Genomic DNA, 14,532 nt, shown 5'->3' on the forward strand with positions numbered 1-14,532 from the left:
CTCGCACGCACCGTCTTCAACCACCTCACCACCGACCACCACAGCCGACCTACAACCAGCCTCCCAACTGCGGCTTGACATAGGAGAAACGCATGAGCGAGCAACCGACGATTCGTGTGCTGGTGGTGGACGACGACGCGTTGGTCCGGGCCAGCCTGGAGATGATGCTCGACGGGACGAACGGGATCTCGGTGGTCGGTCAGGCCGCTGACGGTGACGAAGTACCGGCCGCCGTCGACGCGCATTTCCCCGACATCGTGCTGATGGACCTGCGGATGCCGCGCGTGGACGGCATCGTCGCGACCCGGCGGCTGCGGGCGCGGACGAACCCGCCCGAGGTCGTCGTACTCACCACCTTCGACACCGACGAGAACGTGCTGCACGCGCTGCGCGCCGGGGCGAGCGGGTTCCTGCTCAAGGACACCCCGCCGGCTCAGATCGTCGAGGCGGTACGACGGGTCGCGGCCGGCGATCCGATCCTGTCGCCGGCGATCACCCGCCGCCTGATGGACCGCGCCGCCACGCAGGCCGACGCCCACACGATCGCGCAGGACAAACTCCAGCGCCTGTCACCCCGCGAGTACGACGTGATGCTCGCGGTCGCGCAGGGTAAGGCGAACGCGCAGATCGGCACCGAGCTGTTCATGAGCCTCGCGACGGTCAAGGCACACATCTCCCACATCCTCACCAAGCTGGAGCTCGGCAACCGCACCCAGATCGCCCTCCTCGCCCATGACGCCGGGCTCGCCTGACCACGCTAACGACAGGAGGTAGTCGGCTCGGCCGCTGTCTGAGAGCGGTGTTCAGGCGGGAGACAGGTCACACCGACGGCCGCGACGGCGACTACCTCCTGTCGTTAGCGTCGGAGCTCGCACCTGACATGCTCTAGCGTGAGCGCATGATCAGGGTGTTGCTGGCGGATGATCAGGCGTTGGTGCGGGCCGGGTTCCGGTCGTTGCTGAACGCCGAGGACGACATCACGGTGGTCGGCGAGGTCCCGGACGGCGCTGAGGCGGTCGCGGTCGCGCGGGCCGAGAAGCCTGACGTGGTGCTGATGGACATCCGGATGCCCGGCACCGACGGTCTGGAGGCGACGCGGCAGATCGGCGCGGACCCCGAGCTGGCCGACGTACATGTGGTGATCCTGACGACCTTCGACCTCGACGAGTACGTGTTCGAGGCGCTGCGGGTCGGGGCGAGCGGGTTCCTCGTGAAGGACACCGAGCCGGTCGAGCTGCTGCAGGCGGTGCGGGTGGTCGCTCGCGGCGACGCGCTCCTCTCCCCCGGCGTCACGCGGCGGCTCGTGGCCGAGTTCGCCTCCCGCAGTCGGCAACCGCATGCGAGCAAGGAACTCGACGTACTCACGGAACGCGAGAGGGAGATCGTCGCGCTTGTCGGCGAAGGCTTGTCGAACGACGAGATCGCCGAGCGGCTGGTGCTCAGTCCGGCGACCGCGAAGACGCACGTCAGCCGCGCGATGATCAAGCTCGGCGTCCGTGACCGCGCGCAACTGGTCGTCGTCGCGTACCAGACCGGGCTGGTCCGTCCCGGCTGGCTCGGTTGACCTTCCAGCTACTCGAAGCTCGAGGCTGCAGCCATGGAACACCTGGAGCAGATCACCGCCGCCATCGGGCTCGGACACGCCGGTGACCGCGAGGCGGCTCGTGAACAGCTGGGCCGGTTGTGGGACGCGACCGACGATCGACAGACCCGTTGCGCGATCGCGCATTACCTCGCGGACGTGCAGGATGAGACGGCGGACGAGCTGGCCTGGGATGTCCGGGCACTGGACGACGTACAGGACGAGGCGTGGCTGCCGTCGCTCCACCTCAACCTCGCCGACGACTACCGCCGGCTCGGTGACACGACCAGAGCCGACGAACACCTCGGGCTGGCGCGGAAGCATCTAGGTCTTCTCGGCGCGGACGGGTACGGCGACCTGGTGCGAGGTGGCGTGGATCAGGTAGCGGCAGCGCTTGCGGCCGGGAACCGTGACCGCCTGCCGACCAACCCCAGCACCTGACGGCGGCAGGCCCGGAGGCCGGTCTCCCGGTAGGTTCGGCGGGTGACGGTGGGGAGTGCGTTCTGGATTGCTGCGGTACGGGCTCGTGAGAGTGAGCGGGACGATCGGCTGTTCGACGATCCGTTCGCCCGGGAGCTTGCCGGTGCGGGCGACCAACTGCTCTGCTGACGGCCGGGGGCTGGGAGCTTGCCCACGTCGCTGCCCCAGGTGCCGCAGACGCGAACTACGGTCGGCTACCCGCTCAGCCCAGTGGACTGTTGCCTGGCCGCACCCACGTGGCGACCCGGCCGGCTAGCTGAGTACTCCGCGGACGGTCCCTGATACTCCGGATGCGGTACGGCGGGTGCCTCCCCTGACCCGACGCGGTGAACGAGGTCCGACCGCCAGGCTCTAGGTATGGATGCGCTAGTTGAGATCAGTGGACTGACGAAGAGGTACGGCGACACCCTTGCGGTCGATGGTGTCGATCTGACAGTGCTGCCGGGCGAGGTCTACGGATTCCTCGGACCGAACGGCGCGGGTAAGACCACCACGCTCCGGATCCTCACGGGGCTGATCGCGCCGACGAGCGGCGACGTACGCGTGCTGGGCGGGAAGCCCGGGCAGGCCGACGTACTGGGACGGACCGGCTCGATGATCGAGTCGCCGGCGTTCTACCCGTACCTGTCGGGCTTGGACAATCTGCGGCTGCTGGCCGAGTACGCCGGGGTGTCGCGGCGGCGGATCGACGAAGTACTCGAGCTCGTCGACCTGGCCGATCGCGCCCAGGACCGGTTCTCGACGTACTCCCTGGGGATGAAGCAGCGGCTCGGGGTCGCGGCCGCGTTGTTGAAGGATCCGGAGCTGGTGATCCTCGACGAGCCGACCAACGGGCTCGACCCGGTCGGTATGCGCGACATGCGCCGGCTGATCCGCGAACTCGGCACCGGCGGCCGCACCGTGGTGCTGTCCAGCCATCTGCTCGGCGAGGTCCAGCAGATCTGCGACCGGGTCGGGATCATCAACTCCGGCCGAATGGTTGCCGAGCACAACGTCGAGGAACTGCGCGGCGAACAGGAACTGGTCGTCCGCGCCGACCCGAAGGACCGGGCGCAAGCGATCCTGACCCGCTTCGGCAACGTGCACCAGTACGACGACACCTTGCGGGTGACTGTTGATCCGGCGCGGGCAGCCGAGGTGAACAGCGTGCTGGTCGGCGCCGGGATCGCCGTCTCCGAACTGCATATGACCGAACGAGCGCTCGAGGACATCTTCTTCGAGCTCACCACCGAGGAGAAGGCCGATGTTGGGTAGCTACCGGGCGGAGATGCTCAAACTCCGCAAACGATCCGCGGTCTGGGTCCTGTTCGGCGCCGGGCTCGTGCTCAGCCTGATCTTCGGGTATCTGCTGCCGTACCTGAGCTACACGACCGGCGACGAGAACCCGTCGACCGGCGGCGTACCACGTGCGGAAGTCCTTCGCGGGATGCTCCCCGAACGCGTCATCGACAACACGATCGGCGGCTATCCGATCTTCGCCGGCGCTCTGGCGCTCGTCCTTGGCGCGATCGTGATCGGCGGCGAGTACACCTGGGGAACGCTGAAAACCATCCTCACCCAACGCCCTCGCCGCGGCACGATCCTCGGCGCACAGTTCCTTGCCCTGGGCACCATGATCGCGTTGTGGGTGCTCGGCATCTTCATCGCCTGCGCGTTGTGCAGCGTTGGCATCGCCGCCGCCGAGAGCGGTTCGATGACCTGGCCCAGCATCGGCACCCTCGCGCAAGGCTTGACCGGCGGTTGGCTGGTCCTCATGACCTGGTGCCTGGCCGGCGCCGTCCTAGCCGTTGCCTTCCGCAACGTAGCCCTTCCGATCGGGCTCGGCGTCGTCTGGATCCTAGGCATCGAGACGCTCCTGGCCGGGGTCGTCAGCAGTCTCCTACCAGGCCTGAAATGGCTGACCAACACCCTCCCCGGCACCAACGCCGGCTCGCTGGTCTTCTCCGTCACCGGCATGGGGTCGTCCGACGCCCCACCCGGAGTCCGCGACGCGGTAGGCGGCGGCCGAGCCCTACTAACCCTATTCGCCTATTGCGCGGTCTTCGCAGCCCTATCCCTCTGGACCACCCGCCGCCGCGACGTCACCTGATGCCGGCGTGGACGAGGGCTAGTTCGCAGAACATGGCGTTGGCCCAGGAGAACCAGTCTCGGGTGAACTGGGTGGCGTCGTCGACGTCGAAGCCTTCGTGCATCTGGCCGGTGCCGCCCGTTGTGTCGCGCAGGAGCTCCAGCAGGCGCTGACGTTCCTCGGGCGACGTGCTGGAGATCCCCTGCACCGCAAGGGCAATGTGCCAGATGTAGCGCGGCGGCGTATGCGGGCTACCGATCCCCGCCGCCTGCGTCCCGCTGTAGTAGTACGGGTTCTCCGGGCTCAACAACAACTTCCGCGTCGCAAGGTACGTCGGATCGTCCGCCGCGGCATACCCGGTCAGCGGGATCGACAACAGGCTGGGCATGTTCGCGTCGTCCATCAGCAACGACTCCCCCAGGCCGTCCACCTCGTACGCGTACACCTGCCCATGCACGGGATGATCCACAACCGCGTGCTGCGCGATGCCCTCGTCGATGTCCGCCTTCAGTGCTTTCGCGCGGTCGCCCAGCTCGGAGTCCCGCAGTACTTCGGTCGCAATCTCCTCCAGATACCCGAGCACGACCGACGCGAACATGTTGCCCGGCACGTTGAAGCCCAGCTCGGTCGCATCATCGCTCGGCCGGAAGGCGCTCCACGACATTCCGGTCGGCCGCGTCAGCCGCCCGCGTCCCTCGCGCACCAGCGTGTCCGACGGCCGGTCGTCGAGCCGCTGGAACCGGTACGGCGACCTGGCCTCGTGATCCTGCTCCACCGTCCACAACTCGATGATCGCCTCCGCCGCCGCACGGAACCGCTCGTCGATCACATCCGCCCGACCGGTGATCCGCCACAGCCGGTACGCCAGCTCGAGCGGGAAGCACAGCGAGTCGATCTCGTACTTGCGCTCCCACACCCACGGCGACATCTCGGTCTCGTCGGTGACATGACCCCAGCCGTTCGCCTCCTTGTTGAAGGCATTCGCATACGGGTCCAGTACGACGTACTCGAGCTGCCGGTGCAGTACGCCGATCAGCGTGTCCTGCAGACCCGGATCGTCCTTGCACAGCAGCAGGTACGGGCGCATCTGTGCCGCGGAGTCGCGCAGCCACATGGCCGGGATGTCGCCGGTGAGCACGAACGTGGTCCCGTCCGGCAACTGCTCGGCGACCGCGGGCAGGTTGCCGGCCATCGAGCGCCGGAACATCTCCGCGATCACCTCGTCGCCGGTGGCCTGCTGAACAGCGGCAACGGCTCGGGCGAGGACCTCGGGGTCGATCATCAACAAATCACCTTTCAGTGACACCAGTGACATCTGAACTGCTTTGCAACGACAAAGAAGGGTTCGGAGAGAACGTCTGATCGAGGACCAGGCAAGCGGCGCCGATCGCGCCGACGTCGGTGCCGAGCGCCGTACCGGCGACCTCGAACGGATGGACTGCGCCCACCAGGAACCGGCCGTCGAGCGCATCCCGCACCGCCTCGCCGAGCACCGGCGCAAGGTGTTCCCAGTGCGGACCGCCGAAGACAACCCGCTCCAGATCAAGCAGATTGGCGATGTCCTCAACGACCTTCGCGATCCGCCCGGCCAGCGCGACGATGATCTCCCGAGCAACACCAGGACCGCCTGCAGCCAACGCGCACAGCTGAGCGAACGCCGCATCCACCGCCGGCCGATCCTCGATATCGATGCCCTGGGCAAGTACGTCGGCCTCGACCGCCTGCTGCACGAGGTACCGCGGCTGGCTGGTCTCACCCACACACCCGCGCCGCCCGCAGTAGCAGACCGGACCGTCGGGATCGACGATCACATGACCGATCTCGCCGACATTGCTGGACGAGCCGCGGACGATCTCGTCACCGATCACCAGCCCGGCGCCGACACCGGTCCCGAGATAGAAGAACAAGAAGCTGCCGCCCTGTCCGGCCCACTTCTCGGCCGACGCAGCCGCGGTCACGTCCTTGTCCAACAGGATCGGCAGACCGATCCGCTCCCGCAGCTCGTCGCGCAACGGGACCAGATGCCAGGCCGACAGGTTCGGCGGATCGACGACCACACCGCGCTCGACGTCGATCGGACCGGGCGCCGCGATGCCCACGCCGGTGACACGATCGCGCACAGCACCGGACTCGGCGATCACTTCCTCGATCGTCTTCGCGATGCCGTCGATGAGTACGTCAGGGTCGTCGGCGTCCTGATCGACGGGCCGCCGCGCGACCACCTCGCCGGTGAGATCGAGCAGTGCGACGGTGACCACAGACGGATCGAGATGCACGCCGACGGCGTACTGGCCGGTGGGCTCGAGCTCGAGCAACGTCCGCGGCTTGCCCAGGCCCGCGCCGCGCAGCCGGCCGGCCTCCCGCACGAGTCCGGCGTCGAGAAGACGGCGGGCGATGTTGGAGATGGCCTGGCCGGACAGCCCGGTGGCTTCGGCGAGCTCGACGCGGCTCAGTTGCTCGCTGCGGCGGATCGCATCGAGTACGACGGCATCGTTGAAGCCGCCGACCCGATCGAGATTCGTACCCCGCCGTACGCTCACAAGGCCCCCACGTCAGTCGGCGGTCGGGTCCGCACCCCACGGACGGGACCAGTCGTAGTGGATGGCCTCGTCACCCGCCCGCCAGGCGTTGGGTGTGGTGTTGACCAGCCAATCGGTCGGCTCGATCCCGGCCGCCGCACCACCACTGAGCGCCAAATGTATACCGTTCCGCAACGCCCGGTCGGACCGCTCTGTCCGGGCTGCTGGATCGATCGACAAGAACAGCGCCGTACCGGATCGGGCGACCAGGTCGAGGAAGCGCTCGTTGAGCTCCCAGGGCGTCTGCGGCGTGCACGGAACGCAGTCCGCGTCGACGGTGAAGAACCGGTTGTGCTGCGGGAGCCGGAACGCGAGCGTGTTGATCCCCATCTTCCGGGTCCGCTCCCAGTCCCGCCCGGACGTGTCGTCACCGGTCCGCTGTACGTCGACGAGCCCGGCGGCGAGGTGGCCGACCGTGTTGCACCCGATCAGTACGACGCCCTCAGCCGCGGCCCGGATCTCGCGGTAGAACGCGAGGATGATCTCGGCCGTCGTCCGCGAGATGTCGTGGAGCTGCCAGCCGCCGCGGGTCAGCCGCGAGCCCATCGCCGGGCCGAACGCGCCGAAGACGTCGTACGTGCTGAAGTCGTGCTTCACGAGTTCGAAGCCCCAGGACCGGAACCGCTCGAGGTCGGCCCGGATGCCGTCCAGGACCTCGGGGTACGACGGATCGAGCGCGCGACCGGGCTTGTCGTGCGGTCCCGTCGACGCGAACGATCCGGGCTCGCGGACCAGCAGCGGGCGGAACCACAGGCCCGGGCGCGCGCCGATCGCCTTGACCGCGGCCGCCGTACCCGCCATGTCGTCGAAGACACCCGGCGTACCGCGGTCCCAGGGCCCGCCGGAGCAGACGCCGCCCGGATACCAGCCGTCGTCGACGACGCTGAACGGTTTGACCGGGTGGCCGTCGGCGAGTTCGACGATCGTGGTCGCGTCCTGGAGGACAGCCTTCTCGTCGAAGTTCTCGCCGTACGCGTAGTACCAGTTGTTAGCCCCGACCACCGGCGCGGGCTCAGGTCGCGCCGGTAGTCGGGTGCTCATGGTGGCGACCGCTGCGTTCAGGGTCTGCCAAGGTGTGCCGCCGTCTTTGAATAGTCGCACGGTCGCCGCAGTCAGCGTCCGGCCCCTCAAGTGTGCAGGACCGCCGCCGTTGCGCAGGTCAAGCCAGAGCGTGAACCCGTCGGTGTCGACCGTCCAGGAGCAGAACGCGTTCGGCTGCACGTCCACGCCTGCACCGGTCGTACTGCCGGTCTGCGGGTCATGCACGAGGAAGTACCACGGCAGCAGGCGCTCGGGTTGGACGTGACGCCACTGCAGGTCGCCGTACGAACGCTCCCACGCGTCACCGAGGATCAGCGCATCCGCCGGGAGCTTCGACGTCCAACGGAGCGCAACGCGGGAGATCGTCGTCGCGGTGACCTCGACGGTCCCGTCGTTCCAGCTGACCTCGGAGCCGGCCGCGGACCAGGTCGAGCCCGATCTGACCGCGGTGGCCAACCCGTCCGAGAGATCCGCCTGGACGAAAACAGCAGTCGGTTCTCTCACCTGGCTCCCTCGGGGCGGCTTACTTTCCCCACAGACTTTAGTTAGTCCCTCTCGCGCCGGTCAAGGCGGCTACCGCGGCGACGAGACGGTCGACGTCCGACTGGTCCGTGTACGGCGCGAGGCCCGCGCGGACCGCCCCGGCCGGACCGAGGCCGAGGATACGAGCGGGTTCGTACGCGTAGAACGAGCCGGCCGGAGCGTTGACGCCCGCCTTCGCGAGATGCTCGGCGACGGCTGCCGGGCTGTGCCCCTCGAGGTTGAAAAGCAGCGTCGGCGTCCGGTTGACCGCGTGGCCGTAGAGCGTGATGCCGGGGATCGCGGCGAGGCGCGACTCTAGGTCGTCCCGGAGGTTGTCCTCGTGCTCCTCGACCAGCCCGAGTGAGCTGACGAGCCGCTCGCGACGGGTGGCGCCGGTCCCGCCGAGGCCGGCCAGGAAGTCGACGGCCGCGGTCGTGCCGGCCAGCAGTTCGTACGGCAGCGTGCCGAACTCGAAGCGCTCCGGTACGACGTTCGACGACGGCATGAGCTTGTCCGGCCTCAACGTCTCCAAGAGCTCGGGCGATGCGGTCAGCGTGCCGAGGTGGGGCCCGAAGAACTTGTACGGCGAGCACGCGTAGAAGTCGGCGTACGCGGCGTCGATCGGCACGTGTGCGGTGAGGTGTACGCCGTCGACGTAGATGAGCGCACCGGCCGCGTGGACCTGGTCGGCCATCCGCTGCGTATCGGGCCGCGTGCCCAGGAGGTTCGAGGCGCCGGTGACCGCGACCAGGCGGGTGCGGTCGGTGAGGAGTGGGGCGACGTCGTCGAGCTCGGAGGTCTCGGGGTCGAACCCGAGCCACTTGATCGTTGCGCCGGCGGCCTCGGCGGCCTGCACCCAGGGGCGGACGTTCGCGTCGTGGTCGAGACGGGTGACGATCACCTCGTCGCCCTCGGACCAGTTCTTGGCGAGCGTGCGCGAGAAGTCGTACGTCAGCTGGGTCATGCTGCGGCCGAAGACGATGCCCTGCGCGGTCGTCCCGAGCAGGTCGGCCATCGCCTCCCGGGCGCCGACGACGATCTCGTCGGCGCGGCGCTCCGCTGCCGTCAGCCGGCCGCGGTTCGCGAGCGCCGAGACCATCGTTCTCGCCACCGCGTCGGCGACTGCCTGCGGCGTCTGCGAGCCGCCCGGGCCGTCGAAGTGCGCCGCTCCCTCGTCGAGCGCGGGGAACTGCTTCCGGACCGCCACCACCTCGAAGGCACTCATGAGCGTCATCCTCTCTCGCCCCTGACACTCGCCGCTATGTGCTGTCCATTACTGACCGCCAGCTGCCCGAATACGGATAAAAGTCTCCGGAATGTCGGTGCCGTAGTGCAGGATGTCAGGAGTGAGTACCGTTACGACTCCTGACAAGGCTCCGGTGCGGGCCTGGCTCCCCGTGATGCTGGCCCTGGCCGCGATCTGGGGCTGCAGCTTCTTGTTCATCTCGGTCGGCGTGCGGGAGCTGCCGCCGCTCTACCTGGCGCTCGGGCGGGTGATCGCGGGGTCCGTCGTACTGCTCGCGATCCTGGCCGTGAAGCGCGAGTCGCTGCCGCGCGATCCGCGGCTGTGGGCGCACTCGTTCGTCGCCGGTGCGATCGGCTCGGCGATCCCGTGGACGCTGTTCGGGTACGGCGAGGAGCGCATCCCGTCCTTGCTGGCCGGGATCTGGAACGGGATCACCCCGTTGATCGTGCTGCCGATCGCGGTACTGATCTTCCGGACCGAGGTGTTCTCGGTGCAGCGCGGTGTCGGGCTGCTGATCGGGTTCACCGGCATGCTCGTCGTTCTCGGCGCATGGCGGGTGGACAGCGGCGCCGATCTGGTCGGGCAGGGGCTGTGCATGCTCGCGGCGGTGTTCTACGGACTCGCGATCCCTTACCAGAAGAAGTTCCTGGCCGGGACGACGTTGTCCGGCACCGCGCTGTCGGCCGCCTTGTTGCTGTGCGCAACTGTTCAGCTGGCGATCGTTGCGCCGATCGTGACCCGGCAGGCGCCGCCCGCGCCGTGGTCGTTGTCGATCGAGGTGGTGCTGAGTGTGATCGCGCTGGGTGCGCTCGGCAGCGGACTCGCCTTCGTGCTCAACATGCGTAACATCCGGCTGATCGGCGCGAGCCGCTCGTCGATGGTCACGTACCTGATGCCGGTCTTCTCGATCCTGGTCGGCGTGATCGTCCTGCACGAGCACATCACCTGGTACCAGCCGGTCGGCGGCCTCGTCGTCCTGCTCGGCGTAGCCGTCTCCCAAGGCGTCCTCACGGTGCGCCGCAAGCGGCTCGTTCCAGCTGAGGCCGCCGCCGGTTGACGATCTGCCGCCCTGAGGTACCGCCGGGCTAGCGGCGGCGGAAGTTGGGGATGGCGGCGACCGCCACGGCCACCAGGGCGAGGAGGGTGCCGGCCACGACCGGGGTTGTGATCGGCTTGTCCGCGACCGGGACGAAGATGTCGATGAACAGGCTCGCGATGAGCTGGCCGGCGATCGTGCCGAGGCCGAGGACGAAAACGCCGACCACCCGGACCACGGCGGCCGCGGCGCTGATGAAGATCACGCCGCACGCGCCGCCGAAGTACAGCCAGGGTTCGCTCGGGAGGTGTCGCGGTGCGCCGCGAAGGGCGAGGTCGACCAGGAAGACGACCAGGAGAGCAGTGAAGCCGACCAGGAAGTTGACCACACCGGCCGCGACGGCGCCGTACGCGTCGGTGGAGGCGGTCCGCGCGACCCGCCCGTTGATGGCCTGCTGTACGGCGGTGCCGACGCCGCCGAGCGCGGGCAGTACTGCGAGCAACAGGCCGTCGGGGTGACTCAGCTGCTCCGATACCGCCAGACCGACCGCGACCAGAGCGATCATCGCGCCGACGATCCGGATCGTGGTGAGCGGCTGCGGTCCCGCCGGTCCGAAGCCGAGACGGTCGACGACCAGGCTGCTGATCGCCTGCCCTGCCACACCGGCCACCAGGAAGACCGCGACGCCGATGATGGAAACGGTGATCGACTGCGTCGCGACGAGGAACGCGCCCGCCAGTCCACCGAGGCATTGCCACCAGCGCAGACCGCCGTACCCGCGCATCGGCGTGCTGATCGTGCGCCAGACGTTGCCGAGTCCGCGACGCACCGGCGGCACCACTGCGGTCGCGACCAGCAGGATCAGCAGGCCGGTGCCGAACGAGATCAGTGCCGCCGGGATCCCGTCGCCGAGGATCCCGCCGAGCTCGCCGTTGAGCCGCGACTGCACCGCGACGAGCATGCCGATGCCGAAGGCCGAGACGAGGCCGACAAGGTGGTGCTGCCGGGTCGAGACGGCGGGAGGCGTGGCGGTTGCTGTCACCTGACCATCATGACCGTCCGGCCAATAGCTGCTGACAGCAGGTCCGCATCATGACCGTCGGATCAGCGCCAGGTACATCGCGTCGGTCCCTTGCAGATGCGGCCAGAGCTGGACATCCGGTCCGTCGCCCAGATCCGGTACGCCGGGGAACAGCGCCCGTGCATCCTCGAGGGAGGCGTCGTCGCGGCGAGCAAGGACGGCGTCGACCACCGCGCGGGTCTCGTCGGGATGCGGCGAGCAGGTCACATACGCGACCACGCCGCCCGATCGGACCGAGGTGATCGCCGAGTCGAGCAGCGCCTCCTGGAGCGGACGCAGTTCGACGACGTCTTCCGGCGTACGGCGCCAGCGGGCTTCGGGGCGACGCCTGAGCGCGCCGAGCCCGCTGCAGGGGACGTCGGCCAGCACACGGTCGAAGGAGCCGGCCGGCCAGGTCGGCTTGGTCCCGTCGCCCACAAGAACCTTGTGGTCGCCGGGGATCGCACGCAGGTTGGAGCGGACCAGTTCGGCCCGGTGCTTGAGCGGTTCAACCGCGGTCAGTTGGCCATCGTGCATGAGCGACGCGAGCAAGGCCGACTTCCCACCCGGTCCCGCGCACAGGTCGAGCCAGTTGGTGTCGTCGCCGTCAACCTTCGCCGACGCCAACGCGATCGCGACCAGCTGCGACCCTTCGTCCTGCACGCCGGCCCTGCCACTGGCAACCGCATCGATCCGCCCCGGATCACCGCCACCCTCCAGCACGGCCCCGTACGGCGACCATCGCGCCGGACTCGCCCCAGCCGCAACCAGTTCGTCAACCTCCGCCAGCCCTGGCCGAACGGCAAGCGTCACGCGAGGAGGATCGTTGTCAGCGACAAGCAACCGCTCCAGCTCGACCGCTTCATCGCCTGGCGGGGCGGCGCCCGGTCCGGATGTTAGGGCGCGGTCGAAGGCTTCCACGACCCAGCGCGGGTGCGCTTCGGCGATCGCCAGGAAGCCGAGACGATCCTCGTTCGGTGACGGGGCGACTGTGTCGATCCACTGATCAAGCGTGCGTTGGCTGATCTTCCGCAGTACGGCGTTGACGATGCCGGTGCGTTTCTGGCCGAGTTCGGAGCGGGTCAGCGTGACCATCTCGTTGACCGCGGCGTACGAGTCGACGCGCATGTTGAGGAGTTGGTGCGTGCCGAGGCGGAGCAGGTCGAGGAGCTCGGGGTCGAGGTCCGCCAGCGGACGGGAGACGCTGCGCGCGAGGCATGCGTCGTACGTGCCCTGCCAGCGCAGCGTTCCATGGACAAGCTCGGTGCAGAACGCGGCGTCGCGACCGGACAGGCGTGCATCGCGGAGCGCCTTGTTGAGGGCGAGGTTGGCGTACGCGCCCTCGGCCGTCACCTGCCGGATGACCTGGAACGCGACCCGCCGTACCCGATCCGGCTGGACCTGCGGCGCACGATTGCGGGGCGAACGATCACTCACGCGGACGGACCCAGCCGATCGTCATCAGTGAGGCGAATACCGCGCGCCCAGTCCGCGGCGGCCATCGGCTTCTTGCCCTGCGGCTGGACCGTCACCAGCTCGACCGCGCGGCTACCGGTGCCGACCTTCACGCTCGACTTCGTCGCCTGCAGGTCGCCGGGCTTCAGTTCGTCGTCGGTCAGCCGGACGGCGAGCACCTTCAGCCGCTCGCCCCGGAACGTCGTCCACGCCCCCGGCGCCGGGTTGCACCCGCGCACCAGCCGATCCACCCGCTGCGCAGGCGCGTTCAGATCCAGCTCGGCGTCCTCGACCGTGAGCTTCGGCGCGAGCGTCACGCCGTCGGCCGGCTGCTCCCGAGCCTCGAGTACGCCGGCCTCGATACCGTCCAGCGTGTCGACCAGGAGCTTCGACCCCGACACAGCCAGCCGGTGCAGCAGATCACCCGAGGTGTCCGAAGGGCCGATCGGCTCGGTCAGTACGCCGTACACCGGCCCCGCGTCGAGCGCCTTCACGATCCGGAACGTGCTCGCGCCGGTGACGTCGTCGCCGGCGATGATCGAGTGCTGCACCGGCGCGGCCCCACGCCATGCGGGCAGCACCGAGAAGTGCAGGTTGATCCAGCCGTGCTCCGGGATGTCGAGCGCGGCCTGCGGCAACAGGCCGCCGTACGCGACGACCGGGCAGCAGTCCGGCGCGATCTCCCGCATCCGGGCCAGGAAGTCCGGGTCGCTCGGCTTCACCGGCTTCAGGATCTCGATCCCGCCGAGCTCCGCGGCGTACTGCGCGACCGGCGAGGCGACGAGCTTCCGCCCGCGGCCGGCCGGCGCATCCGGGCGGGTGACGACGCCGACGAGTTCGTGGCGGCTGGCAACGATCGCCTCGAGTGCGGTAACGGCTGGTTCCGGCGTACCGGCAAAGACGACTCTCACAGACCGAATCCGTTCGTGGGGTGGGGTGAGACCTTGAGCTGGGGCGGGCCGCTCAGGCCGGACCAGTCGGATTCGCGGATCGCCTTCATCGCCAGCTTGCGGGTCTCGCGGTCGAGGCGGTCGACGAACAGGATTCCGTCCAGGTGGTCGGTCTCGTGCTGGATGCAGCGGGCCAGCAGCTCCGAGCCCTCGATCACCACCGGGTCGCCGTACATGTTGAAGCCCTTGGCGATCACGGACTGGGCGCGGCGGCAGTCGAAGGTCAGGCCGGGGATCGACAGGCAGCCCTCGGGGCCGAACTGCTCGGCGGTCGAGAGCGACAGTTCGGGGTTGATCAGGTGCCCGAGCTCACCCTCGACGTGGTACGTGAACACGCGCAGCCCGACGCCGATCTGCGGCGCGGCCAGGCCGGATCCGGGCGCCTCCTGCATGGTGTCGGTGAGGTCCGCGACCAGGCGGCGCAGCTCGGCGTCGAAGTCGACGACTGGCTCGGCCTTGGTGATCAGCACGGGGTCGCCGAACAGGCGGATGGGTTGGACCGACACAGACTCT

Annotated in this window: 15 protein-coding genes; 7 read left to right on the top strand and 8 right to left on the bottom strand. The window is 68.8% G+C overall.

Translation table 11 applies throughout. From position 1 onward, the window contains the following. The first annotated feature begins 92 nt into the window (after positions 1-92). The 6 genes from EV645_RS38065 (at position 93) to EV645_RS38085 (ending at position 4,151) form a co-directional block, all read left to right on the top strand. Positions 93-752, top strand: a complete 660-nt coding sequence (locus EV645_RS38065) for a response regulator (RefSeq protein WP_130449523.1) — start codon at positions 93-95, stop codon at positions 750-752. Positions 753-898: 146 nt separating this feature from the next. After that, positions 899-1,564: a response regulator gene (locus EV645_RS38070; RefSeq protein ID WP_130449525.1), complete on the top strand. Its 666-nt coding sequence runs from the start codon at positions 899-901 to the stop codon at positions 1,562-1,564. Positions 1,565-1,597: 33 nt separating this feature from the next. Then, on the top strand, positions 1,598-2,023 hold the full coding sequence (locus EV645_RS38075) for a hypothetical protein (protein ID WP_130449527.1): 426 nt from the start codon (positions 1,598-1,600) through the stop codon (positions 2,021-2,023). Positions 2,024-2,065: 42 nt separating this feature from the next. Continuing rightward, positions 2,066-2,191: a class I SAM-dependent methyltransferase gene (locus tag EV645_RS43020; protein WP_242000920.1), complete on the top strand. Its 126-nt coding sequence runs from the start codon at positions 2,066-2,068 to the stop codon at positions 2,189-2,191. 228 nt (positions 2,192-2,419) lie between these two features. Next, complete coding sequence (locus tag EV645_RS38080; protein ID WP_130449529.1) at positions 2,420-3,316, top strand: ABC transporter ATP-binding protein; 897 nt, start codon at positions 2,420-2,422, stop codon at positions 3,314-3,316. Beyond that, the gene (locus tag EV645_RS38085; RefSeq protein WP_130449531.1) at positions 3,306-4,151 is read left to right on the top strand and encodes an ABC transporter permease; all 846 of its coding nucleotides are present in this window, start codon (positions 3,306-3,308) and stop codon (positions 4,149-4,151) included. Before EV645_RS38080 ends, EV645_RS38085 begins: the two co-directional genes overlap by 11 nt. On the opposite strand, the gene EV645_RS38090 is transcribed toward EV645_RS38085, so the two are convergent. The 4 genes from EV645_RS38090 to EV645_RS38105 are packed head-to-tail and all read right to left on the bottom strand — an operon-like array spanning position 4,144 to position 9,497. Next, positions 4,144-5,412 (bottom strand): glycoside hydrolase family 125 protein, encoded by a 1,269-nt coding sequence (locus EV645_RS38090; RefSeq protein WP_130449533.1) that lies wholly within the window; start codon positions 5,410-5,412, stop codon positions 4,144-4,146. The genes EV645_RS38085 and EV645_RS38090 overlap by 8 nt on opposite strands. Before the next feature lie 7 nt (positions 5,413-5,419). Continuing rightward, positions 5,420-6,670, bottom strand: coding sequence for an ROK family transcriptional regulator (locus tag EV645_RS38095; RefSeq protein ID WP_130449535.1), 1,251 nt, complete (start codon positions 6,668-6,670; stop codon positions 5,420-5,422). 12 nt (positions 6,671-6,682) lie between these two features. After that, the gene (locus tag EV645_RS38100) at positions 6,683-8,254 is read right to left on the bottom strand and encodes an alpha-amylase family protein (RefSeq protein WP_130449537.1); all 1,572 of its coding nucleotides are present in this window, start codon (positions 8,252-8,254) and stop codon (positions 6,683-6,685) included. A gap of 37 nt (positions 8,255-8,291) precedes the next feature. Then, positions 8,292-9,497 carry a cysteine desulfurase-like protein gene (locus EV645_RS38105; RefSeq protein ID WP_130449539.1) on the bottom strand — a complete coding sequence of 402 codons (1,206 nt, stop codon included), beginning with the start codon at positions 9,495-9,497 and terminating at the stop codon, positions 8,292-8,294. Between the two features lie 121 nt (positions 9,498-9,618). On the opposite strand from EV645_RS38105, the gene EV645_RS38110 reads away from it, so the two are divergent. Next, complete coding sequence (locus tag EV645_RS38110) at positions 9,619-10,575, top strand: DMT family transporter (RefSeq protein WP_198682139.1); 957 nt, start codon at positions 9,619-9,621, stop codon at positions 10,573-10,575. 28 nt (positions 10,576-10,603) lie between these two features. On the opposite strand, the gene EV645_RS38115 is transcribed toward EV645_RS38110, so the two are convergent. From EV645_RS38115 to def, 4 genes are read right to left on the bottom strand one after another with little or no spacing between them, the layout of a single operon-like run. Next, positions 10,604-11,596 carry a DMT family transporter gene (locus EV645_RS38115; RefSeq protein WP_130449543.1) on the bottom strand — a complete coding sequence of 331 codons (993 nt, stop codon included), beginning with the start codon at positions 11,594-11,596 and terminating at the stop codon, positions 10,604-10,606. Positions 11,597-11,644: 48 nt separating this feature from the next. Further along, positions 11,645-13,051: an RsmB/NOP family class I SAM-dependent RNA methyltransferase gene (locus EV645_RS38120; protein ID WP_130449545.1), complete on the bottom strand. Its 1,407-nt coding sequence runs from the start codon at positions 13,049-13,051 to the stop codon at positions 11,645-11,647. After that, positions 13,048-13,980: a methionyl-tRNA formyltransferase gene (gene fmt / locus EV645_RS38125; protein WP_130449547.1), complete on the bottom strand. Its 933-nt coding sequence runs from the start codon at positions 13,978-13,980 to the stop codon at positions 13,048-13,050. Before fmt ends, EV645_RS38120 begins: the two co-directional genes overlap by 4 nt. After that, positions 13,977-14,525 carry a peptide deformylase gene (def, locus tag EV645_RS38130; RefSeq protein ID WP_130449549.1) on the bottom strand — a complete coding sequence of 183 codons (549 nt, stop codon included), beginning with the start codon at positions 14,523-14,525 and terminating at the stop codon, positions 13,977-13,979. The genes fmt and def overlap by 4 nt, the downstream gene beginning before the upstream one ends. Positions 14,526-14,532 lie beyond the last annotated feature (7 nt).

Origin of the sequence: Kribbella rubisoli (genome assembly GCF_004217145.1) — a bacterium.
Lineage (GTDB): Bacteria > Actinomycetota > Actinomycetes > Propionibacteriales > Kribbellaceae > Kribbella > Kribbella rubisoli.